19 protein-coding genes are annotated in these 21,033 nt (G+C 62.4%); 2 read left to right on the top strand and 17 right to left on the bottom strand.

Annotated elements, in window-relative coordinates:
* Nucleotides 1-14 precede the first annotated feature (14 nt).
* From ACZ5WQ_RS01185 to gspC, 12 genes are read right to left on the bottom strand one after another with little or no spacing between them, the layout of a single operon-like run.
* Nucleotides 15-767: a type II secretion system protein N gene (locus tag ACZ5WQ_RS01185; RefSeq protein WP_335600620.1), complete on the bottom strand. Its 753-nt coding sequence runs from the start codon at nucleotides 765-767 to the stop codon at nucleotides 15-17.
* Nucleotides 767-1,252, bottom strand: a complete 486-nt coding sequence (gspM, locus tag ACZ5WQ_RS01180; RefSeq protein ID WP_464382963.1) for a type II secretion system protein GspM — start codon at nucleotides 1,250-1,252, stop codon at nucleotides 767-769. The genes ACZ5WQ_RS01185 and gspM overlap by 1 nt, the downstream gene beginning before the upstream one ends.
* Nucleotides 1,249-2,445, bottom strand: coding sequence for a type II secretion system protein GspL (gene gspL / locus ACZ5WQ_RS01175; protein ID WP_464382962.1), 1,197 nt, complete (start codon nucleotides 2,443-2,445; stop codon nucleotides 1,249-1,251). Before gspL ends, gspM begins: the two co-directional genes overlap by 4 nt.
* A gap of 19 nt (nucleotides 2,446-2,464) precedes the next feature.
* Nucleotides 2,465-3,265 (bottom strand): type II secretion system minor pseudopilin, encoded by an 801-nt coding sequence (locus ACZ5WQ_RS01170; RefSeq protein ID WP_464382961.1) that lies wholly within the window; start codon nucleotides 3,263-3,265, stop codon nucleotides 2,465-2,467.
* Nucleotides 3,262-3,888, bottom strand: coding sequence for a type II secretion system minor pseudopilin GspJ (gspJ, locus tag ACZ5WQ_RS01165; protein WP_464382960.1), 627 nt, complete (start codon nucleotides 3,886-3,888; stop codon nucleotides 3,262-3,264). Before gspJ ends, ACZ5WQ_RS01170 begins: the two co-directional genes overlap by 4 nt.
* Nucleotides 3,885-4,274 carry a type II secretion system minor pseudopilin GspI gene (gene gspI, locus ACZ5WQ_RS01160; protein WP_088276788.1) on the bottom strand — a complete coding sequence of 130 codons (390 nt, stop codon included), beginning with the start codon at nucleotides 4,272-4,274 and terminating at the stop codon, nucleotides 3,885-3,887. Before gspI ends, gspJ begins: the two co-directional genes overlap by 4 nt.
* Nucleotides 4,261-4,797 (bottom strand): type II secretion system minor pseudopilin GspH, encoded by a 537-nt coding sequence (gene gspH / locus ACZ5WQ_RS01155; RefSeq protein WP_228246290.1) that lies wholly within the window; start codon nucleotides 4,795-4,797, stop codon nucleotides 4,261-4,263. Before gspH ends, gspI begins: the two co-directional genes overlap by 14 nt.
* 5 nt (nucleotides 4,798-4,802) lie before the next feature.
* On the bottom strand, nucleotides 4,803-5,270 hold the full coding sequence (gene gspG, locus ACZ5WQ_RS01150) for a type II secretion system major pseudopilin GspG (RefSeq protein WP_464382959.1): 468 nt from the start codon (nucleotides 5,268-5,270) through the stop codon (nucleotides 4,803-4,805).
* Nucleotides 5,270-6,481, bottom strand: a complete 1,212-nt coding sequence (gspF, locus tag ACZ5WQ_RS01145) for a type II secretion system inner membrane protein GspF (protein WP_088276794.1) — start codon at nucleotides 6,479-6,481, stop codon at nucleotides 5,270-5,272. Before gspF ends, gspG begins: the two co-directional genes overlap by 1 nt.
* Nucleotides 6,482-6,483: 2 nt before the next feature.
* Nucleotides 6,484-7,986, bottom strand: a complete 1,503-nt coding sequence (gene gspE / locus ACZ5WQ_RS01140) for a type II secretion system ATPase GspE (RefSeq protein ID WP_269687733.1) — start codon at nucleotides 7,984-7,986, stop codon at nucleotides 6,484-6,486.
* Between the two features lie 3 nt (nucleotides 7,987-7,989).
* Complete coding sequence (gene gspD, locus ACZ5WQ_RS01135; protein WP_464382958.1) at nucleotides 7,990-10,035, bottom strand: type II secretion system secretin GspD; 2,046 nt, start codon at nucleotides 10,033-10,035, stop codon at nucleotides 7,990-7,992.
* Between the two features lie 5 nt (nucleotides 10,036-10,040).
* Nucleotides 10,041-10,910: a type II secretion system protein GspC gene (gene gspC, locus ACZ5WQ_RS01130; protein ID WP_285677861.1), complete on the bottom strand. Its 870-nt coding sequence runs from the start codon at nucleotides 10,908-10,910 to the stop codon at nucleotides 10,041-10,043.
* Between the two features lie 446 nt (nucleotides 10,911-11,356).
* Between gspC and ACZ5WQ_RS01125 the strand changes: the two genes are divergently transcribed.
* A complete protein-coding gene (locus ACZ5WQ_RS01125; protein ID WP_464382957.1) occupies nucleotides 11,357-12,811 on the top strand; it encodes an alpha/beta hydrolase in 1,455 nt (484 codons plus the stop codon).
* A 32-nt stretch (nucleotides 12,812-12,843) separates the two neighbouring features.
* Here the strand turns inward: ACZ5WQ_RS01125 and tatB are convergent, their stop codons facing one another.
* The 5 genes from tatB to ercA all read right to left on the bottom strand — a co-directional run bounded on the left by tatB (nucleotide 12,844) and on the right by ercA (nucleotide 18,676).
* Nucleotides 12,844-13,104, bottom strand: a complete 261-nt coding sequence (gene tatB / locus ACZ5WQ_RS01120) for a Sec-independent protein translocase protein TatB (protein ID WP_266101809.1) — start codon at nucleotides 13,102-13,104, stop codon at nucleotides 12,844-12,846.
* Between the two features lie 27 nt (nucleotides 13,105-13,131).
* Nucleotides 13,132-13,353, bottom strand: coding sequence for a Sec-independent protein translocase subunit TatA (locus ACZ5WQ_RS01115; protein WP_228246294.1), 222 nt, complete (start codon nucleotides 13,351-13,353; stop codon nucleotides 13,132-13,134).
* Nucleotides 13,354-13,455: 102 nt separating this feature from the next.
* Nucleotides 13,456-15,498 carry a PhoX family protein gene (locus tag ACZ5WQ_RS01110; RefSeq protein ID WP_464382956.1) on the bottom strand — a complete coding sequence of 681 codons (2,043 nt, stop codon included), beginning with the start codon at nucleotides 15,496-15,498 and terminating at the stop codon, nucleotides 13,456-13,458.
* A 285-nt stretch (nucleotides 15,499-15,783) separates the two neighbouring features.
* The gene (locus ACZ5WQ_RS01105; RefSeq protein WP_464382955.1) at nucleotides 15,784-17,529 is read right to left on the bottom strand and encodes a PAS domain-containing hybrid sensor histidine kinase/response regulator; all 1,746 of its coding nucleotides are present in this window, start codon (nucleotides 17,527-17,529) and stop codon (nucleotides 15,784-15,786) included.
* The gene (gene ercA, locus ACZ5WQ_RS01100) at nucleotides 17,513-18,676 is read right to left on the bottom strand and encodes an alcohol dehydrogenase-like regulatory protein ErcA (protein ID WP_088276808.1); all 1,164 of its coding nucleotides are present in this window, start codon (nucleotides 18,674-18,676) and stop codon (nucleotides 17,513-17,515) included. Before ercA ends, ACZ5WQ_RS01105 begins: the two co-directional genes overlap by 17 nt.
* A gap of 207 nt (nucleotides 18,677-18,883) precedes the next feature.
* On the opposite strand from ercA, the gene ACZ5WQ_RS01095 reads away from it, so the two are divergent.
* Nucleotides 18,884-21,019 carry a 4Fe-4S binding protein gene (locus ACZ5WQ_RS01095; protein ID WP_464382954.1) on the top strand — a complete coding sequence of 712 codons (2,136 nt, stop codon included), beginning with the start codon at nucleotides 18,884-18,886 and terminating at the stop codon, nucleotides 21,017-21,019.
* Nucleotides 21,020-21,033 lie beyond the last annotated feature (14 nt).

Below are 21,033 nucleotides of genomic sequence, written 5' to 3'. Positions count from 1 at the left end.
CGTTTTCATCTCTGTCATTGCAGTTGCACGCGCCAGCGCACCCAGCCGTCGGGATCAGCCCGGCCCAGCAGCTGCAGACCCGCAGCCAGATCCCGATCAGCATCGGCCCGGGCAAGTAGCCGGGTATCGAGCTTCAGCGGTTTGGCCGGTTGCCAGCGGGCGGTACCGGCCAGCCCCAGCGGGCCGCCATTATCTGCGAGACTCATCACCAGCCAGCCGTTTTCCGCCGCCAGATCGGCACCCAGGTTCCCGAGCGCTAGGGGGCTTGGTAGCCCGCCACCGGCATCCTGCCAGGCGATCCGCCCGCTAGCCTCGGTTACCTTGCGCAGATCCGCCAAGGTCAGCCGGGGTATATCCAGCAGCCAGTCTCCCTGCAACACAAACGGCGCCTTGTTCACCTGCGCCATACTGGCAGCGCTGAGGCGACCACGCACGCCTTCCAGCGACAGCCGGTCGACGGCCATACGCAATACCGCCTGTACCCTGCCGTCACGCGGCCGCCAATCCAGATCCAGTTCAAGCTCACCCGCCAACAGCCCCGCAGGCTGCCAACGCCACTCCAGGGCACCCTGATCAATGCCATCAACCTGCAGGCGCGCCAGGCTGCCGCGCCAGAGCGTACCGGTCAGCCCGTCCAGCTCAACCTTAACCGGCAGGTGGGGTTGTACCTGCCGCCAGACCAGCTGCGCCGGGAGATTGCTGATCAGCGTCGCAAGCAGGACCAGGCTTGCCAACAACCAGAGCCGTCGTCCTTTCAGCCAGCCCATCAGCGACGCTCCAGCAATAGACGTGCAGACACCTGACCGGCAGCCTGCTGGCCCTCGATCATCAGTTCACTGACCCGCAGCCCCTGCCGCAGCTCCAGCTCCGCGAGCCACCCCATGAGCGCATCAAAACCGACCGCGTCCATGATCAGCCGGGCACCATCGCCTTCGGGTTGTACCCGGGTGAGCGCGGAGCGCAGGCCCGCCGCATTGGCCGAGACCTCGATCAGTGTCAGCACCGAGCCACCTGCTCCGGGCAGCGCCGGGGCACGCTGCTCCAGACGTGCCCGTCGACGCACGTCATCCGCCACCTGCTCCATCCAGACCGCCTCTGCCGACAATCTGGCGACGTCACTGCGCAGTGCACTGCGACCTTGCAGCAGCGGCTCCCAGACCGCGACCCAGGCGAGGATCAGGCCCAATGCCACTGCGCCCAACACGAGAATACGACGCTCCCTCGGCGCCAGCCCTGCCCACCATGCCTTCATGATCCGCTCCTGGTAATACGCAGCCGCGCGGTCACCGCGCCGCTGTCCGAATCGGCTCCGAGCAGGCTTTCGCTCATGCCTTCGGTCGCAGCCAGAGCCGCACGCAACTGTTCGAGATCGGCAAAGGTCGCGACCTGCAGGTCGACCTCCAGTTCATCACTGCCCGCGCGCACCTGTTTCACCTCAACACCCTGCTGCTGCGCCACCGCATGGTAAAGCGCATACAGCAACTGACCAGCGCCGGACTGATCGTCGCCGCCCGCAACATTCCCCAGCCGCTGACGGAACTGCATCACCGGGTCTAGCATGGGCTCGCCCGGCAAGGCGTCGGAAAAACTGCGATCGATACGCGCCTGCAGCAGAGTGCGCTGCTGCTCCAGCGCGATACGCTCAGCTGCCAGCACACCGATACCAAGCACCAGCACTGCCGCCAGCGCCAGCAGGGCCGGGCGCATGGCCCGCCACGGGGGCGGAGCCATGCTGACCGCATAGGGCCCGCACAGCAGATTGAAGTCGGCAGTCATCAGTACCGACCGCAGCGGCAAGGTAGTCTCGCTCCGGGTAACAATCACCCCCGTTGGCAACACCGATGCCAGCTCCGTCGCCTGAGCACCCGCCAGCTCGACACTGCGCTCGACCTCGGGCAGTTCAAGCAGGCGCTTGCGCAGCCACAGGGCAAGCATGCCCGTCTCCAGCAACACAGCCTCTGCGGCACTGTCACTGACCAGCCAGCGCGTATCCTGCGGCAATGGGGAGGCCTGCACCCGCAACCCGGAGGCTGGCACCGCAGCAGGCGGCACAGCGGTTACCGGCGAAATGGCCTCCAGACGCAGGCCGGTGTCGGCAAAGCGCACCAGCCAGTCATCGAGCAGTTGCCGTTCAACCACCGCCGCACTGATACGCCCGTCGCTGCGGCGGGGCCCCATGACAATGTGCAGTTCATCCAGATCCTGGCTTAGCTGGTCTTCCAGGGCATAGGGCAACGCCGCCCTGAGTGCGGCCGCCCGTTGCGCAGGCAGGTTGGCGCGCACCAGATTGACGCCATCAGCCAGCAGCGCCCTGACCCGCTCTCCCGGGTAGCGCTCCTGCAGCACGGCGAGCGTATCGCAGCCCTGATCCCGAATCTGCCCATCCCGTTCCAGACGCCACCAGTGCAGCGGCTGGTCGGGGTTGCTCAACAGCACTATCAGCATGCCTCGCTTCCTGTGGTCATTACGGCTCGCAAGCCGACTGTTCGCGCAACACGACTTTGCCATTGGGCGCGTCGAGCAGCGTACATTGATAGAAATTGCGTTCACCGAAGTGCGCAACAATCTGCAACCGCATGAACCAGGGCGCATCATCGCCGGGCTGCGCACGGCCGCTGAACACCGCCTTGATCAGGTCACTGCTGCGCTCCACGTCAATCGGGCTCTGATCGGACGGGTAAGCGGTAACGTAGGGTGCCAGCGCCTGCCAGGCCTCGGCGCTCATACCGTTGACCGAGGCCAGCTCGGAGGCGACCAGCATGGTGCGGTTGGCCGACAGGCGCGGCGGGTCCTGCAATTGATAAATCGGATCATCGGTTTCGGGATTCATCCAGTCCGTGACGGCCAGCGCCAGCTGGCTGCCGGCGGGCATGACAACGCCTGAATCCTGAGCAACCCGGTCAACCAGCCGGGCAAACTCGGCCTGCATATCCTCATTACCAGACGCCAGCGCGTTGAGATTGAAACGGCAGCGCATGTTGTCCAGCGTTGCCTGCAGGCGCACCTGATCGACCTCAAACGGCAACACGGGTGACAGGCAGGTATCCCACATCAGCTCATCCGCATCTTCCACCTGCTCCAGCACCTGCAACACCATTTTCTCCGCACCCAGCGCAATCTCCCGCGACAGGTCACGCTCGAACACCGCGCTGCTGCGCCGAATATCCGCCTGACCGCGCATTGCCATGCCGACCGCCGCGGTGACCGCCAGGGCGACAATCAGCAACGCGGTAATCAGCGCCACACCCTGCTCTCTGCGTTTCATTGGCCCACCGAAATCAGGCGACGAATCACTCCCAGGCGCGGGATGTCCAGCTGGACCTCGACCGCCAGCGGCAACTGGGTGGACTCGGGGTCGAGATCCGCTGGCGGCCAGCTGTCGAGCCGCTCCAATCCGCTGGCTCCCCGCACGATGAAACGGAAGCCGGTTTCCACCCCGAGACGCTCGTCTTCAGCCACCAGATCGGCAAAGGGCTGCAGACGCACACTGTCGGCATCGGCTACGTCCACACCGGGCCACAACTCCCGCTCCAGCCCGCGTTCGGTCAACCGCCAGGCGGTGCGACGCAGGCGTTGCTCGCCGCCGGCGCCCGCCCGCACGAGCTCCAGCAGCGGCTGCTCATTACCGGCCAGCAGGCGCAGCGGCGGCAGGCGATCGCCGAACTCGTCACGCACACGCACGTCTACCAGCTGGGCCAGATCCCGCTCCAGCACACTCAGACTGACCTGCAGATCCGCCAGCTGACCGGCATGCCCGCGACTGACCTCATTGGCCTCCAGCACGGCACGCAGGCCCTGATAGGCCACCACGCTCATGACCGCAAACAGCAGCATCGCCACCAGCAGCTCAAGCAGGGTAAAACCGCGCTGTGCGGTGACCGGCTTCATGGCAGTACAAACCCGCTGACCAGCGCACGCTGATCGCTTTCATCGCCGGGCAACAGCCATAGACGAATATCAATTCGCTTGACCGCCGGCAGCGGAAACGGCGAGATCGCGGTGTAATCGCTGATCCTGGCACGGTAGCCAAAACGGTAAGGCCCCATCCCGGTTTCCCCGTTCAACTCACCGTCGGTCGCCGGACGCATGCCTGATTCGTACTCGGCCAGCAGGTTGCTGCCGGCCCAATGGGCCAGGGTACGTTCCTGAAGATACGCCGTATTGCGGGCATGATCGCTGCCCGCCTTGACCAGCGCCCCGAGCGCGACCGCCAGCACGGTCAACGCGACCAGAACTTCCAGCAGAGTAAAACCGCGACTGCTATGGACGTTCACTGAGCACCTCGATATGGCCGGTCAACTCAACCTGAATAAAGCGCTCCAGGCTATGCTCGCGTGCCCGCAGGACAATCAGGCCCGGCGTCATCTCGCCGGTGTTGCTCAGCCGCAGCTGAGGGGTCCAGACCCGGCTGGACGACAGGCTGCGGGGCTGATCGGCGGCTTCAAAATCCAGCTCGATCAGGCCCTCGGTCACCCGATGCGGGCCCAGCTGCGCGTCATTTACCGGCTGCCACTCACGGGTGGCGTCATCAAGCAGGACCAGATCAAGCATGCTGTAGCTGTCGCGCCGAATCCCCAGCGCCCGCTCGCTGCCGCCACTGATCAGCAACTCGTCACGGGCCAGCTGCAGCACGGTTGCCAGGCGATCAGCCTCGCGGCGCAGTTCGCGCTCCGCCCCGTCACCCAGCGACAGCGTCGCCAGCCCCGCCATCACCCCGATCAGCACCAGAACAATCAGTACCTCAAACAGGGTGAAGCCGGTCTGGCGCGAAGGCGCAGATGGGTGACCAACTCGCATGACTGTCAGCGCTCGTTTTCTTGATCCAGATTCCAGTTGCCGATATCGGCGGCGCTGTCAGTGCCACCGCTGCGGCCGTCGGAGCCGAAGCTGTAGAGATCAAACAGGCGACCGTCGCGACCCGGGTTCTGGTACTGGTAGGCGTTGCCCCACGGATCCTGCTGCAGGCGATCCAGGTAGCCGCCCTTGCGCCAGTTGCGCGGCGCATTCTGGCCGGTGGGCTCCTGCACCAGGGCGCGCAGCCCCTGTTCGGTGGTCGGATAGCTGAAGTTATCCAGTCGATACAGATTCAGCGCACTTTCGATGGCACGAATGTCACTCTGCACCTTGGTGATACGTGCCTGGTCCGGCCGGTCCATGACCCGCGGCACCACCACCGCCGCCAAAATCCCGAGGATGACCACCACAACCATCACTTCAATCAGGGTAAAACCGCGCTGCGCAGCACGGCGTACGTGGTTATTGCTCATCATCAATTCACCAGTTGGTTGAGTTCAAAGATTGGCAGCAGAATCGCCAGTACAATCACCAGCACGACCGCGCCCATGGTCAGAATCAGCAGCGGCTCGAAAACACCCATCACCATCGCGATACGCGCCTCGAGCTCGCGCTCCTGGGTTTCCGCCGCCCGCTCCAGCATGTCGTCGAGGGTGCCGCTGCTTTCACCGCTCTTGATCAGGCTCAGTGTCATCGCCGGGAAATAGCCACTGCGCTCCAGCGCCAGCCCGACTCCGGCCCCCTCGCGCACACGCTGGGCCGCCTCGCTGACCGCCTCGCGCATCGGCAAGTTGGTGATCACACTGGCACTCATGTTCAACGCATCAAGCAGCGGCACACCGCTGGCGGCCAAAATGTTCAGGGTGCGGGCAAAGCGCGCGGTGTTGAGACCGCGGGTCAGGCGGCCAATCAGCGGCAGCCGCAGCAGCAGATCATGCCAGCGCCGCTGATAGGCAGGCCGCTGCAACAGGGTGCGCAGGCCATAGCCCAACCCTCCAAGTATCAGCAGCATCAGCAGGCCCCAGTCGCGCAGGGTATCGCTGACCGCGATCAGCATGCGGGTCAGCAGCGGTAACTGCTGATTCATGCCGTCAAACACCTTGACCACCTCCGGCACTACATAGGTCAGCAACGCCACCGTTACCAGCAGCGCGACGCAGGTCAGGATGGCCGGATAGAACATCGCCAGCTGGATTTTCTGGCGCATGGCGTTCTGCGCTTCAACGTTATCAGCCAGTCGCTCCAGCACCAGATCCAGCCGCCCCGCCTGTTCACCGGCGGCGATCGTGGTGCGATAGATGACCGGGAACACCGAGGGAAATTCGCCGAGCGCGTGGGCCAGTGGCAAACCTTCCATCACCCGCGTACGCACCGCTGTCAGCGCCGAGCGCACCTTGGGTGATTCACTCTGGCGCGCCACCGTTGCCAGCACTTCCTCAATCGGCAGACCGGCGCGCGCCAGGGTTGCCATCTGCCGGGTTGCCAGGGCGAGCTCCAGCGGCTTGATGCGCTGCTGCAGCACCGGCATGCGCAGGACCGCTGCACGCTCGGCCACCTGGCTGACACTCATCGGCGTCAGCCCCTGCTCACGCAGCCGCCCGCGGACCTGACGGGGCGAATCCCCCTCCTCTACGCCCTTGCGAGTGCGGCCGCTGGCGTCCAGCGCGGTATATTCGAAGGCCGGCACGGTCAGTCCTCCCGGGTAACGCGCAGAACTTCTTCCAGCGTGGTATCACCCGCCAGTATTCGCCGCATTCCGTCCTGTCGGATACCCGGTTGCGACAGCCGCGCATGGCGTACCATCGCCTGCTCACTGGCACCGTCGTGGATCATGCCACGCAGGGTGTCGTCGACCTCGATCAATTCGTATATCCCGGTGCGGCCGCGATAACCGCTGCCGTTACAGGCAGGGCAACCGGTGGCGCGATACAAAGTCGGAGGCTGCTGCTCATCCACGCCCATCAGACGGCACTCGCTGCTGCTCGCCAGATGCGGCTCGCGGCAGTCCGGGCACAGGGTGCGCACCAGCCGCTGGGCGAGCACACCATTGAGCGTGGACGACAGCAGAAACGGCTCGATTCCCATGTCACGCAAACGGGTAATGGCACCAATCGCCGTATTGGTGTGCAGGGTGGAAAACACCAGGTGACCGGTCAGACTGGCCTGAATGGCGATCTGAACGGTATCCACATCGCGAATCTCACCGACCATCACCACGTCAGGGTCCTGACGCAGGATTGCGCGCAAACCACGGGCAAAGGTCATGTCGACCTTGTTGTTGATCTGGGTCTGGCCGATACCGTCGAGGTAATACTCGATGGGATCTTCGACGGTAAGAATGTTGCGGCTGCGATCATTGAGCCGCATCAGCGCCGAATACAGCGTGGTGGTCTTGCCCGAGCCGGTCGGCCCGGTCACCAGCACAATGCCATGCGGGCGGCTGATCACCCGCTCCATGGCCGCATAATGCTCCGGGCACATGCCCAGCTGACGCAGCTCAAGGCGCCCGGCCTGCTTGTCGAGCAGACGCAGCACCACCCGCTCGCCGTGGCCGGACGGCAAGGTCGAAACCCGCACGTCCACCGCCCGCCCGACCAGCCGCAGGCCGATCCGACCGTCCTGGGGCAGGCGTTTTTCAGCGATATCCAGCTTGGCCATGACCTTGATTCGCGAGACGATCACTGGCGCCAGTGCGCGCGGCGGCTCCAGCACCTCGCGCAATACACCGTCCACCCGCAGACGGATGGACAGGCGATTTTCAAAGGGTTCGATGTGAATATCCGACGCGTTTTCCTTGACCGCCTCGGACAGCAGCGCGTTGATCAACCGGATGATCGGCGCTTCATCCTGTGATTCGAGCAGATCCTCAGGCTCGGCCAGCGACTGAGCCACCGACAGCAGGTCGGCATCCTCACCCAGCCCTTCGACAAACTGCATGGCATCATTGGCCGAGCGTTCGTACCGGTCACGCAACCGGGCTGCAAAAGCGTCGTCGTCCAGCTCGATGGGCAACAACGGGCAACCGTGGCGGCGGCGCAACTCAAGCAGACCCTGCGGATCGCAATCGGCGCGTACAAAGACTTCCAGCTGGCCGTCCTCCCGCATGGCCCCTGTCAGTATCCCTACCCGCCGGGCGTAGCGATAACCGGTCTCGGCGGTTGGCGCGGCGACACTGCTTTGCTGCTCACTCATCGCCTACTCCCGGCCAGCGCTGGGCGGTGCACTGATGGCCGCCGGCGCCGGGGTACCCTGCATGGCGTTCTCGAACGGTGGCGGCAACGTCAGCAGGTAGTTCCAGTCCGGCAACACCGGAACACCCTCGCCGACATCCATCCGCCCATGGCGGTTCTGCTCGGCCACCTGGCGGTCACGAATATAGCTGTACTTGGCATGGGTCAGGCTTTCGGCAACCGCCGAGTCACGCACGATCACCGGGCGCAGGAAGACCATCAGATTGCGCTTCTGCAGCGAGGCGGTGTCGTAACGGAACAGCCGACCAAGCCCCGGAATATCGCCCAGCCCCGGCACCTTGTCGGCGGTCTCGACCATTTGATCGTCGATCAGGCCGCCGAGCACGATCATCTGGTTATCATCGACCATGACATGGGTAGTCAGGCTGCGCTTGTTGGTAATGATGTCTGCCGCACCGCTGGTGCCCGGTGCAATCTGCGAGACCTCCTGGGCAATTTCCAGACGCACCGCGTTGCCTTCGTTGATCTGCGGGCGGATCTTCAGTTTGATACCCACATCTTCACGCTGGATGGTATCGAACGCCTGCCCCGAATCCTCAACCGAGCGACCGACGATAAAAGGCACGTTCTGACCGACCACGATTTCGGCTTCCTCGTTGTCGAGGGTCAGCAGGCTTGGCGTCGAGAGAATATTGCTGGCCGTATCGCCCTGCAGTGCATTGACCAGCAGCGCAATCTGGGTGCTGCCGATGCTGCCGATGCCGCCCAGACTGAGGCCGCTACCCAGCGACGGCGGGCTGCTGACGTCCCCTTCGAGGAAGGCATTCACACCGGCCGCCAGATCCACAATGCTGTTGCCATTGCGATTGAAATTGATGATGCCGACTCCGGAGTCTTCACTGCCGAAGCCCCACTGCACGCCCAGCTCCTTGGCGCGGTCATAGGACACCTCGGCGATCACTGCCTCCACCAGAACCTGGGCCCGACGGATGTCGAGCTGACGAATGATGGACGACAACTCGCGGGACAGCTCCGCCGGCCCGTAGATGACGACCGCATTGGTACTCTCATGGGCCTCGATGCGAACACGGTTCTGCTCGGCCGTGTTGCTCGCAGTGGTATTGCCCGAGCTGGTTGAGGTGGTGCCGCTCTGGTTGCGCTCGCGCCCCTCGGCGATGCTGCGAAGCACCTCGGCCACTTCTTCGGCCTTGGCGTAACGCAGGTAATGCACCTGGGTGTTGCCCTGATCCCCTTCCACGTCCAGCCTGCGCACGACCGATCGCAGCGTCGCCCGTGCTTCGGGATCACCACGCAGAATCACCGAGTTGGTGCGCTCATCCGCAACCAGCTTGGGACCGCGGGTAAACTCTTCCGCCGGTGCGTTGCTGTCGAGCCCCTGAACGATGCGCACCACGTCCAGTGCCGAGGCGTACTCCAGCGGCAGCACTTCGAAGTCTTCGGTCGACTCACGGTCCATGCGCGCAATTAACGCCTGAATACGGCGGACATTGGCTGCCGTATCGGCAATCACCAGACTGTTGGAGGCAGCCGCGGCAGCCAGATGCCCGCCCTTGGGTACCAGCGGCCGGAGGATACGCACCAGCTGGCCGGCATCCATATTGTTCACCGTAATCACTTCGGTGATGTATTCGTCGCCGGGCGTGTCCCCGGTCAGGCCTGCGACCTCGTTCTCCTTGGCCTGCACCTCCGGCACGATGCGCACCATGCCGTCACTGCCGCGCACCGCCGCAAAGCCCTGCGACTTGAGCACCCCCAGAAACAGGTCGTACAGCTCCTCGCGCCGGATCGGCTGGCCGGAAACGACATTGACCTGCCCACGGACCCGCGGATCGACAATAAAGTTGATGCCGGTTTCCTGGCTGACAATCTCGATCAGGCCATTGATGTCCGCGTCGCGCAGATTCAGCACCAGGTCCTGGTCCCGTTCCGCCGTCTCCGTCGCTGACTGTGCCAACACCGGACTACCCACTACTCCCAGACTCAACGCCAGCGCCAGCGCCAGCCGTTGTTTGCGAAACTGCATCGGCATCAGTATCAATCCATCGTTATCGTAATGTTCATGGGCTGCCCATCGCGCTCAAGCGAGACCGACACCGAGCTGGCGCCGGACATCTGGCTGAGAATCTCGCGGTAGTCCTCGATCTGCGAAACCGGTGTGCCATCGACGTCGGTAATCACATCACCCGCCTGCAGACCCGCCGCCTCAAACTCGCGGGCGTTGCGTGCAGGGGACACTTCTATTCCGTACAGGGAACCATCCACCATCACCGGATTGGCGCTGATGACATCGGCAAACCGCTGGGGATCATTGAGCCACGCCTCGCGGTCGATACGGGCCAGACCGCCATCGGGGGCCAGGGTCTGGCTGGAATCAACCTCGGGCAGCGCCGCGGCACGACCGGCACTGCGGGAAGGACGCCCGTTACCAGCCAGCTCATTGCGCTTGAGTCGCAGGGTCTCCAGCTGACCATCTCGCATCAGCATCACCCGGTCGCCCAGCACCTGCTCCAGACGGACCTGCCCGGGCAGCGTCGCTCCGACGCGATAGAGTTTCTCGGGTTGGCCCTGCGTGACCAGAATGGCGGCACTGCGCGCCGGGTCGGGGTCGGCCAGCACGCCCTTGAGCGTCCAGCTGAGCTTGGTGTCGGGCGCGTCTACCACAACAGGCGCACGGTCGGCCTGACCGTAGGGGGACAGCATGGCCAGCTCGCGGAAGCCGGGCCGGGTGGCAGCGAGTTCGGAAGCAGAGACGGAGTAAGGGACAGGGTCGACGGTCGGCAACACGCTTTGCGGCTCGATCAGAACCCAGACAAGACGCCCGAGAAGCCACGCCGCAACCAGTACGAACACGCCGCAAACCAGCGTAACAAGGTTTTCCAGCGATAAACGGGCAACCTGGGGCATGCTCTCTCCATGGCAAAGAAACCCGATTCTGATCGGGCACGGGGCAGTTGGGGATAAGGTACTGACCTTTCTTTGCAAAATTATTGTTATACGCCTGCAATGTGTCTGCGAGGCCGTTTCGATTGTCACGATAATGCAATCTCCCGGCAACCCCCCTGAACAGGTTAATCCAGACGGATCGCACCGGAGCGACGACGCTAGCGAGTCCCCCGACCCAGCCAAATCACCCATTTGGGTTAATCCACGAAAAAGCATGGGATAAAGATCACCCCAATGGGTGATCTCCCTGTTACAGCAATCCAATCCGCTGATAGCTGCGTATCCACACGCGCGAGAACGTCTCAAAAAGAGACACCCGATACTTGCCCTTTGCCAGCAGTCACCCTTTACTCAAAACCGCAAGAACCAATAAACAACAATCAACTTGCGCGTGGAGAACAACAAGAATGACAAGGCTGAAAAAGACGGCGTTGCTGACCATGATGATCAGCAGCCTGACGCTGACAGGTTGTCTGAGTGGTGGTGGCGGTGGCGACGAGCAGGTACGTGAGCAGCAGAAACGTATCAATAATGACTTCTTCGTGGTCGACGAAGCGCAGCTACCCTTTAACGCACTTGCTGACATCGCCCCCTACAACACGACCAGTCGCTGGAGTGGAGTCCTTGATGGCGCCGGCTATCGCATTGAAGTACCGGAGAACTGGAACGGCATGCTGGTTATGTGGGCCCACGGCTATCGAGGCACCGGCAGCTCGCTTACGGTAGACAGCCCACCGATGCGACAGTATCTGATTGACAACGGCTACGCTTGGGCAGCATCCAGCTACAGCACCAACTACTACGATGTGCGGGCAGGCGTGGAAGACACCAACGCCCTGGCCTTGGCCTTTACCGACATTGCTGCTGACAATGGCCGCACCTTGGCAACGCCTGTGAAGTACTACATCGCAGGTGCGTCAATGGGAGGCCACATCACCGCTGCAGCTGTTGAGCGAGAAACCAAAGAGACCGCCAATAACGTAGTCGACTACGCAGCAGCAGCACCGTTCTGCGGCGTATTAGGGGACACCGAACTGTTCAACTATTTTGCCGGCTACAGTCTCTCGCTGTTTGAACTGGCTGGCGTCGGTGCAGAAAAATTCCCGATTCCGGAAGCGGACGCTGCCACCAAGCTCGCGGCTGCCCGCGCGCTGTTCTGGAATGACTACGACGCCGACAAAAGCGCAGCTGGCCTGACCGCTGAGGGCCTTGCGGTCTATCAAACGCTCAAGAACCTGAGTGGCGGCGAGCGGCCAACCTACCAATTCAGCTTTGGCCTGTTCCAGGACTTGCTGCAAAGCTTTGCCGGCTCGGACGGCACCGTTGACGGTATCTTCCTCAAGAGCGTAATCAACACCACCGGTTTGACGTATCGCTTTGAGAGTGAGTTGGGTGAGCCGCTGACAACCAACGAAATCAACTTCAACGCCGCTATCCTGCAAGCAGATGCAAATGTTGATGCTGTGAACGCCCTTCGTAAGGATGGCCTGCGCTGGGTGCCGAAGGTCAATGGCGAGTTCGACGTTCCGGTGCTGACGGCACACACCATCGGTGACCTGTTTGTACCGGTTTCAATGGAGCAAATTTATCGCGAGCGCGCAGAGGATAACGGCAACGGCGAGCTGTTGGTTCAACGCGCCATGCGCGCTCCAGGCCACTGCGACTTCACATTGACCGAATGGACCGAGACGCTTGACGCGCTGCTGACTTGGGAACAAACCAGCGTTAAGCCGGGCGGGGACGACTGGTTAACCCCCGAAACGGTAGCTGACCCCTTGTTCGGATGCACATATACCAACAACACCGGCGAGATTCCGGGCAACTTCCCTCGCTCGTTCCTGCCATCCTGCACACCTGACTGACCGGATCGACACAGTCCTGTCGCCGCCGGGGCTCAGCCCTGGCGGCGTTCTTCATCTACCGCCAGACGCCGAACAAACTGTTTGACGTTGGTTTGAGCGCGCAGCTCACGAACGTTTTCGGCCAACTCCCTGACCTCATCGGCTGGCAGGCTACCGTCCAGCTCCCGCTGTACGTCAGCCCACAGCCCGCGTACCTTGCCGGTCGCCCGCCCCGCCATACGCACCAGCGAAGGCAGACGTTCGGGGCCGAGTACGATCAGCGCGACTACCCCGACCACCAGCCATTCCGTCATGCCGTTACCGAACATGCGGCACCGGCCTCAGGCGCGCGAGCGCGTTTCGCTGCGCTCGGCAACCTGCTCCTGGACATCCATGGTCAGTGCATCGCGAGCTTCGTCGGTATCGCGCACCGCCTTGCGAAAGCCGCTCAAGGCGCCCCCCAGGTCGCTGCCGATATTACGCAGGCGCTTGGTACCAAACAGCAGCATGACAATTACCAGCACGATCAGCAGAGAGCCGATACTGATTCCACCTACACCCATGATAATTTCTCCATAAAAACCGGGGTCAGCAGCGGCCGACCCCGCAATGATCCAGCATTTTTTCTATCCGGGCAGCGCCGGCAGCGCTGCCTGAATCACGTATCAGCTGCCGACAACACCGCCATCGTTCTTCCACACCACGACCGTGGCCGAGCGCGGCGGACGGGTTGCCGGCATGAAGTCCGGCCAGCTGCTGGTGTAGTTGCCGGCAGCAAAGTCGGTGGCGCTGGTGCCCTCACCCGGATGCTGAACATTGATGAACAGCGTCCGCTGGTCCGGGGTCATGGTGATACCGGTGATCTCCTGATCAATCGGTCCGACCAGGAAGCGCTTGAGATCGCCGGTAGTCGGATCGGCAACCAGCATGGCGCAGTTGCCGAAGGGGTCCGTGTAACCGCTGTCCATCTGAATCCAGACGCGGCTGTCGGGGTCAATCCACAGACCATCCGGCGAGCTGAGGATATTGTCTGCGGTCAGCACGTCGCCGTTCGGGTCATAACCGATATTGGTGTCGACGCCGCTCTCGCCGCTGTCGCCGCCAAACAGGAAAATGTCCCAGCTGAAGGTCGTCGCTGCCTGCTCACCACCGTCTTCCTTCCAGCGGATGATATGACCGTGGCGGTTGGTAACCCGCGGGTTGGCTTCGTTGACGCTGCCGGCGTTGCGGCTGGTGTTGTTGGTCAGGGTGAAATAAACATCGCCATTGGCCGGGTCAACCGCGCCCCACTCCGGGCGATCCATCGGGGTAGCGCCCATGAAGTCGGCAGCCAGGCGGGTGTTGACCAGCACGTCGGCCTGACTGGTGAAGCCGTTGGCTTCGTCCAGACCGTTCTGGCCGTAGACCAGCGGCAACCACTCGCCGGTGCCGTCATCATTGAACCTGGCGACATACAGAGTGCCTTCATCCAGCAGGCTGCCATTGGCGGTCGCCGCGTTGTAGTTCGCCGCAGTCACAAACTTGTAGATGTACTCGAAGCGGGAATCGTCGCCCGAGTAGCAGACGACCGGCTTGCCCTCTTCAGCCGGGGCAAAAACCACACCCTCGTGGCCGAAACGGCCCATGGCGGTGCGCTTCTTCGGGTTGCTGGTCGGGTCGAACGGATCGATCTCGACCATCCAGCCGAAGCAGACCGGCTCGTTGCGATAGTCATCCGCGGCGGTTGCACCCTTGATGCTGGCATCGAAGCGGACAAACTCGTCCGGACCGTTGTCAGCCAGTTCCCAGGCATAACGGCTGGTCGCGCCGGTCTGCACACCGTAACGGGAATGCTCGCGCGGGTTATCACCCTTGTTGGTGAAATAGCCGGCCCAGTTCTCCTCGGCGGCCATGTAGGTGCCCCAGGGCGTATAGCCATTACCGCAGTTGTTCAGGGTGCCGCGGGTCATGGTGCCGTTCGGGCTGTAGAGCGTCTTGACGAAATCACTGCCGCGAACCGGACCATGGATCTCCATCGGCGTCAGCGCGGTGATACGGCGGTTCAGCGCATCCGGCTGAACGCTCCACTCGTTGTTGGCACCCTTGACGATGCGGACCACCGATACGCCGTGGGCGTTGGCTTCCTTGCGTACCTGGTCAGCCGGGCGCTCGCCATCAACCAGCGGCGGCAAGGCACTGCTGGTGAGCGCAAGCCCTTGGGCTGCGGCGTGCATCAGGCGGGGTTCGACATACTCGTGATTGAGCACCAGCAGGCCGTCATCGGAACTGCCATCAATCGGGTAAAAATGCATGCCGTCGTGGTGTGAGCCAACCTGCTCGGCCTGATCGGCACCGGTGCTGTTGACCGAAAATGACGGGAAGCTGCCCAGAATCGGCGTACCCCAGGGGATGATCACCTGGTAGCTGTAGCCCTCCGGAACGACAATCTCGTCGGCACTGCTGACAGCAACGGCGGAAAAGCCCAGCAACGGAGCGGGTGATGGCGAGCCGCCATTGTCGTCGCCGCTGGAGCTGCTCTTGCAGCCAGCCAGTCCCAGACCGAAAAAGCCCAGGGCAGCCGCACCGGCGCTACCCTTGAGCAGCTGGCGGCGGGCAAGACGGGCCTCCAGCACGCTGGAGAACAGACGGTTCATCTGTCGGTTGCTGAGGGGTTCATCACCCTCACCGTGATCGATGATAACCAACTGGTCACGTTGTTCGATGGACATCGGTTCCTTCCTCTCAGGTTTGGTTTGCTTGGAAACCCGAACAGGATGGCGAGCGAACGTGACAGATCAGGCAATGAACGATGAACTTTCAGCGGCGTTCCGAAGACATGCCCAAGTCTCTTTTATGACAATGCAACACTGCAGAAACAACCATTACAGTTCCATTGCCGGCAGCATGCGGCGACTGTATGCAAGTACGCACGACCGGCTGGTGCCGGCTCCCTCTGGCAGGGTGATACCTGCCGGGCGGCAACAACCTGCCCAACTGCCGGACCTGCGCATAGCCTAGTCATCCTTACTGAGCAGCTTGCCGAGAGTAGCCCTGAGTTTGCCGGCCTTCAGCGGCTTGTTGAGCACGATGATGTCCATCTCTCGGGCAATCTGCCGACAGGCTTCGCTGCGATCAGCGGTAATCATGATGGCCGGCAGTTCACGGGCATAGCGCGCTCTGAGCGCCGCTACCGCTTCACCGCCGGTGCGGTTGTCATCCAGATGAAAGTCCACCAGCAGCGCATCTGGCGGGTGCGCCCCCAACCGAGCCTGCGCCTGCTCCAGATCGACGGCAGTCAGCACCTCGGCACCCCACTGCTCCAGCAGGCTGCGCATGCTCTGCAGAATGATCTGCTCGTTATCCAATACCAGCAACCGGCGCCCCTGCAGCGGCACCTCAATTGAACTGAGCAGTTGGCTGGCCTGAGCATTGCTTCGCTGAGGGGCAGCGACCGCCAGCGGAATACTGACCGAGAACATCGAGCCCCGACCCAGGCGTGACTGCACCTCGATGCGGGCATTCAGCAGCCTTGCAATACGATCGACAATCGCCAGTCCCAGCCCGACACCGCGACGCCGGCCGGACCGCTCCACGTCCAGTTGATTGAACTCCTGAAAAATGCGCTTGAAGTCGCTGCGTGCGATACCACGACCAGTGTCCCAAACCTGAATACACAGCTCACTGCCGCGTGTCCGGCAGCCAACCAGCACGCCACCGCGTTCGGTGTAGCGAATGGCGTTGCTGATAAAGTTGCGCAGGATCCGGCTGAGCAGGCGGTAATCGGTACGCACCACCTGATCACCAAAGCGCCCGCGCAGGCCCACTCCGGCGGCCTCAGCCACGCTGCCGAACTCACACAACAGCGGCTCCAGAATGTCGGCTACCGCGCAGTCACCGCAATCGGGCTGCAGATTCGGCTGGTCCAGCCGCGAGATATCCAGCAAGTCGCTGAGCATGTCTTCAGCACTTTCCAGCGCCGTGTGCGAACGCTCGACCAGCAGACCCGCAGCTTCATCCAAGGGGGTCTCACGCAGGGTAGAGATCAGCAACCGCGCGGCATTGAGCGGCTGCAGCAGATCGTGACTGGCCGCTGCCAGATAGCGGTCCTTGCTGCGATTGGCCTGCTCGGCAGCATCTCGCGCCTCGCGCAACTCACCCTGGGTACGCTCGTGCTCGATAATCTCGAAACGCAGGCTTTCGTTCAGCGCCTCCAGCTCCCGGGTGCGCTGCAGGACCCGCTGTTCCAGTTCATCGTTCAGTTGCTGCATTGCCTGCTGCGCCTGCTTGCGCTCGGTCACGTCGGCAACAAAGGCTTCAATCACATGGTCGGAAGCGTCAGGGCGCAGCAGAATGTTCATGCGTACGTCCATCAGGCTGCCGTCGGCACGACGCAGCCGGGTTTCATAGCCGGTCAGTTCGCCCTTGCGCAGCAGGTGATTGCGAATGCGCTGGAATTCCTCTGCCCCCTCGATGAAAAACTGCTCGGCCAGCGAGCGCCGGGCGTGCACCAGCGCACCGACCGAGTCATAACCAAGCATCCGCGCCAGCGACTGGTTGGCTGCCCGCAGGCCATCCGTCAGGCTGGCCTGAAAAATCCCGTGCACCGCATTCTCGAACAGCCACTTGTAGCGGTTGCGCTCGTCCTCCAGCTCCTCAAGCCGCGCCAGCAATTCCGGGTAGTAGCTCTTGCGCGAGGACTGCGACCCCAGCCCCAGCAGCCCCGTCAGCACCTCACGGCGCGGATCAGAGGGCTTCGGCATAGACCACCTCGACATCCTGCAGACTGGATTCTCGCGGATTGGTCAGGATGCAGGGGTCATCCATCGCGTGCAGCGACAGGGTGCGCAGGTCGCTGGTATCAACGCCATGCATGCGCAGACTCTGGTGAAAGCCCATTGCCTGTTTCAGCTCGATCAGATGTTGAACCAGCCGCTGGCGCACCTGCGGAGTAGTCATTCCGCGGGTATCAATGCCCAGAGTATTGGCGATCACCTTGAAGCGCTCCGGCGCGGCGTCAAAATTGAACGCCACCACATGTTCGACCAGGATCGCGTTGCACAGCCCGTGCGGCAGATCAAGGAAGCCGCCGAGGCTGTGTGACATGGCGTGTACAGCGCCAAGAATGGCGTTGGAAAACGCCAGCCCCGCCTGCAGGCTGCCGAGCATGATCTGCTCGCGCAGGGCAATGTCCTGCGGGTTCTGGATCATCTGTACCAGATTACCGTTAAGCAGGCGCATCGCCTCCAGGGCATGAGCGTCGGTCATCGGCCCGCTGCCGGTCGAGACGAAGGCCTCAATGGCGTGCACCATGGCATCGATTCCGGTACAGGCAGACAGGAAGGTGTCCATGGTTGACGTGGTTTCCGGGTCGATCAGCGACACATCCGGCACCACCGCCTTGCTGATGATGGAGAACTTCACCTTCTCCTGCTGATCGGAAATGATCACGAACTGCGACACATCGGCCGAGGTACCGGCGGTGGTCGGAATGCAGATCAGCGGCGGAATCGGCGCACGAATGGTATCGACGCCTTCAAATTCGAGAATATGTCGATCATGCGCCACGGCAATGCCGATGGCCTTGGCGCAGTCGATCGGGCTGCCGCCACCAATGGCGACAATGACGTTGCAGCCTGCAGCCCGGTACACCTCGGCACCATGCATGACCTCTTCGGTGCGCGGATTGGCAGAGACCTGGGTGAACAGGACATAGTCGAGACCCTGCTCCATCAGGCTTTGCTCGACATCGACTACCCAACCGGCGGCCTGCACTCCCGGGTCAGATACCAGCAGCACCTTGCGGGCACCGAAAGTAGAGGCGTAATTGGCGACGGTCTTGCGCGATCCTGCGCCAAAAATAATCTCGGGCGTGACAAACTTGCGCAATTGGCTGACATCGTAGGACATGCTCTGGCATCCGCGTTGTTGTTGTAATGCTGCGTGCTCCAGGGGGCCCCGCAGGCGGTCCCGGCAGACTACCCCAACGAGGCGTTTTTTATAAGCGCCAGGGCGGCGAACTAAGACTGAAGTAGCAACGGCTCGCCCCCTAAGTTGGATGGCTCGCCTGCCCTTGTGCTCGCCAGCATGGGAGCACAACAACAAGGATGAGCCTCCATGTCTGCGCGTCACCCAACGCTCCGTCAGCTTCTGCTGGGCTGTCTGCTTTGCCTGTTGAGCTCAAATCTGCGAGCCGAGAGCCCACCGGCGCCCGGCTGGCAGCAGGCCGTGCAGCACCTGTTTCCCAGTGCCACCCGGTTGATCGAAAAGCAGGGCAGCCCGCCCGTGTATCAGGCATTCCAGCTGGATCAGCTGCTCGGCTACGCCTTCGAGTCAACCGACTACTCCAGCCTGCAGGGCTTTTCCGGTAAGCCGATTCGGCTGCTGATCGGCATGACTCCAGAAGGCAATCTGACCGGGGTGACCGTGCTGGAGCACCATGAACCGGTGTTCCTGCATGGTCTGGGAGAACAGGCTCTGTTCGACTTCGCCGGCCAGTACACCGGCCGCAATATCGCCACGCCCATCGTCGTCGGCAGTACCCACGGCGGCAGTGTCGATGGCGATGCGGTGGGTTACATCGACGGCGTCAGCAAGGCCACCGTGTCAGTCGTCATCCTCAACGAAGCGGTACTGCAATCGGCGATGACGGTTGCTCGCGCGCTGCTGCCGGAGTTTGCCCAGGGACCACAGGCCGTCGCCCGTCCCGAGCGGTTCGAGCCAATGGACTGGCAGCAGTTGCTGACTCGAGGATTGTTGCAGCAGTGGCAGCTGGATACGCCCGCAGTGGAAGCAGCACTGGGCAACAGCCTCAATCTGTACCCGGGCTTTTCAGACGATAGCGACCTGCCGTTCAGCGAGCTGTACTTTGCCTACCTGAACACCCCGATGACCGGCCGCAATCTGCTCGGCGAGGCAGCCTTCAGTCGTTTGCAAGACGAACTGCTGCCGGGCGAGCAGGCGTTGCTGGTGCTCTCACGCGGCCAGTACCCGCACGTGCCGGAAGACTTTATTCCCGCCACCGCGCCCAGTCGTATCAACCTGCTGCAGCATGGCAAGGCGATCGAGCTGCACGACATGAACTTCAACAACGGCATCCTGCTTCCGTTGCTCGCAGCACCGCCAGGCGACTGGCAGGCCAATATCTTCCGCATCAAAACCCACGCGGCATTCAATCCGGTAGAGCCTGCCGCGCTGCAACTCAACGTTACCCTGCGCCGTAACCCGCTGAGCGAGCAGCAAAGTCACTTCGAAAGGGCGTTGACGCTGGAGCCTGGACTGTTCGAGCTGCAAGAGGCCAGCGCAACCGCAGCGCCCACGCCGATCTGGCTGCAGATGTGGCAGCAACGTGCCTGGCAAATCGGCGCTCTGCTGCTGTCACTGGCGCTGGTCACCGCGCTATTCATCTATCAGCAGCGGGTCAGCCGGCACGCCCGCGGCTTTCATTTGCTGCGCGCCGGTTTCCTGCTGTTCACCCTGCTGTTCATCGGGTTCTACGCCCAGGGCCAGCTCTCGGTGGTCAATATTTTCACCCTGCTGCTCGCGCTCTGGCATGGCTTCGAGATCACGGTGTTTCTGATGGACCCGGTGATTTTCATCCTCTGGACCTTTACCTTCATCAGCCTGTTCCTTTGGGGGCGCGGCCTGTTCTGCGGCTGGCTCTGCCCCTTTGGTGCACTACAGGAGATGGTCAGCTGGCTGGCGAAGAAACTGCACATTCGCCAGTGGAAGATCAGCGAGCACTGGCACCTGCGTCTGCAGTGGCTGAAATACCTCATTCTGGTTGCGCTGATCCCGACCGCTTTCTACTCGCTGACGCTGGCCGAGCGCCTGGCCGAAGTCGAGCCGTTCAAGACCTCGATTACCCTGTTCTTCGTGCGCAGCTGGCCATTTGTGCTCTACGCGGTACTGCTGCTCGGCCTCGGCCTGTTCGTGCACAAGTTCTACTGCCGCTACGTCTGCCCGCTGGGCGCGGGGTTGGCGATCCTCGGACGGCTGCGGCTGTTCTCCTGGCTCACCCGCATCGACGCCTGCGGCAAGCCTTGCCAGCACTGCCACAACAAGTGCGAGATCGGGGCGATCAAACGCAGCGGCGCGATTGATTACGATGAGTGCATCCAGTGCCTTGAATGCATCGTGATACTCAACAACGAAGATCAATGCGTCGCGCAGATCAGCGCGCGCAAGCAGGCGGCACGTGCGCAGCGCGCCGACAACAACATCATCGTCAGCGACTGGGCACCCCAACGCTGAGCTATTGCACTACC

Source organism: Halopseudomonas sp. T1L2, from assembly GCF_055397385.1.
Note: the sequence above shows the minus strand (reverse complement) of the source record. Positions and strands in the feature narration are given on the sequence as shown.

Bases quoted from the DNA above. Each gene is read 5' to 3' on its own strand.
- ACZ5WQ_RS01185 (WP_335600620.1), bottom strand. From the start codon at position 767: ATGGGCTGGCTGAAAGGACGACGGCTCTGGTTGTTGGCAAGCCTGGTC.
- gspM (WP_464382963.1), bottom strand. From the start codon at position 1,252: ATGAAGGCATGGTGGGCAGGGCTGGCGCCGAGGGAGCGTCGTATTCTC.
- gspL (WP_464382962.1), bottom strand. From the start codon at position 2,445: ATGCTGATAGTGCTGTTGAGCAACCCCGACCAGCCGCTGCACTGGTGG.
- ACZ5WQ_RS01170 (WP_464382961.1), bottom strand. From the start codon at position 3,265: ATGAAACGCAGAGAGCAGGGTGTGGCGCTGATTACCGCGTTGCTGATT.
- gspJ (WP_464382960.1), bottom strand. From the start codon at position 3,888: ATGAAGCCGGTCACCGCACAGCGCGGTTTTACCCTGCTTGAGCTGCTG.
- gspH (WP_228246290.1), bottom strand. From the start codon at position 4,797: ATGCGAGTTGGTCACCCATCTGCGCCTTCGCGCCAGACCGGCTTCACC.
- gspG (WP_464382959.1), bottom strand. From the start codon at position 5,270: ATGATGAGCAATAACCACGTACGCCGTGCTGCGCAGCGCGGTTTTACC.
- gspE (WP_269687733.1), bottom strand. From the start codon at position 7,986: ATGAGTGAGCAGCAAAGCAGTGTCGCCGCGCCAACCGCCGAGACCGGT.
- gspD (WP_464382958.1), bottom strand. From the start codon at position 10,035: ATGCCGATGCAGTTTCGCAAACAACGGCTGGCGCTGGCGCTGGCGTTG.
- gspC (WP_285677861.1), bottom strand. From the start codon at position 10,910: ATGCCCCAGGTTGCCCGTTTATCGCTGGAAAACCTTGTTACGCTGGTT.
- ACZ5WQ_RS01125 (WP_464382957.1), top strand. From the start codon at position 11,357: ATGACAAGGCTGAAAAAGACGGCGTTGCTGACCATGATGATCAGCAGC.
- tatB (WP_266101809.1), bottom strand. From the start codon at position 13,104: ATGACGGAATGGCTGGTGGTCGGGGTAGTCGCGCTGATCGTACTCGGC.
- ACZ5WQ_RS01115 (WP_228246294.1), bottom strand. From the start codon at position 13,353: ATGGGTGTAGGTGGAATCAGTATCGGCTCTCTGCTGATCGTGCTGGTA.
- ACZ5WQ_RS01110 (WP_464382956.1), bottom strand. From the start codon at position 15,498: ATGTCCATCGAACAACGTGACCAGTTGGTTATCATCGATCACGGTGAG.
- ACZ5WQ_RS01105 (WP_464382955.1), bottom strand. From the start codon at position 17,529: ATGCCGAAGCCCTCTGATCCGCGCCGTGAGGTGCTGACGGGGCTGCTG.
- ercA (WP_088276808.1), bottom strand. From the start codon at position 18,676: ATGTCCTACGATGTCAGCCAATTGCGCAAGTTTGTCACGCCCGAGATT.
- ACZ5WQ_RS01095 (WP_464382954.1), top strand. From the start codon at position 18,884: ATGTCTGCGCGTCACCCAACGCTCCGTCAGCTTCTGCTGGGCTGTCTG.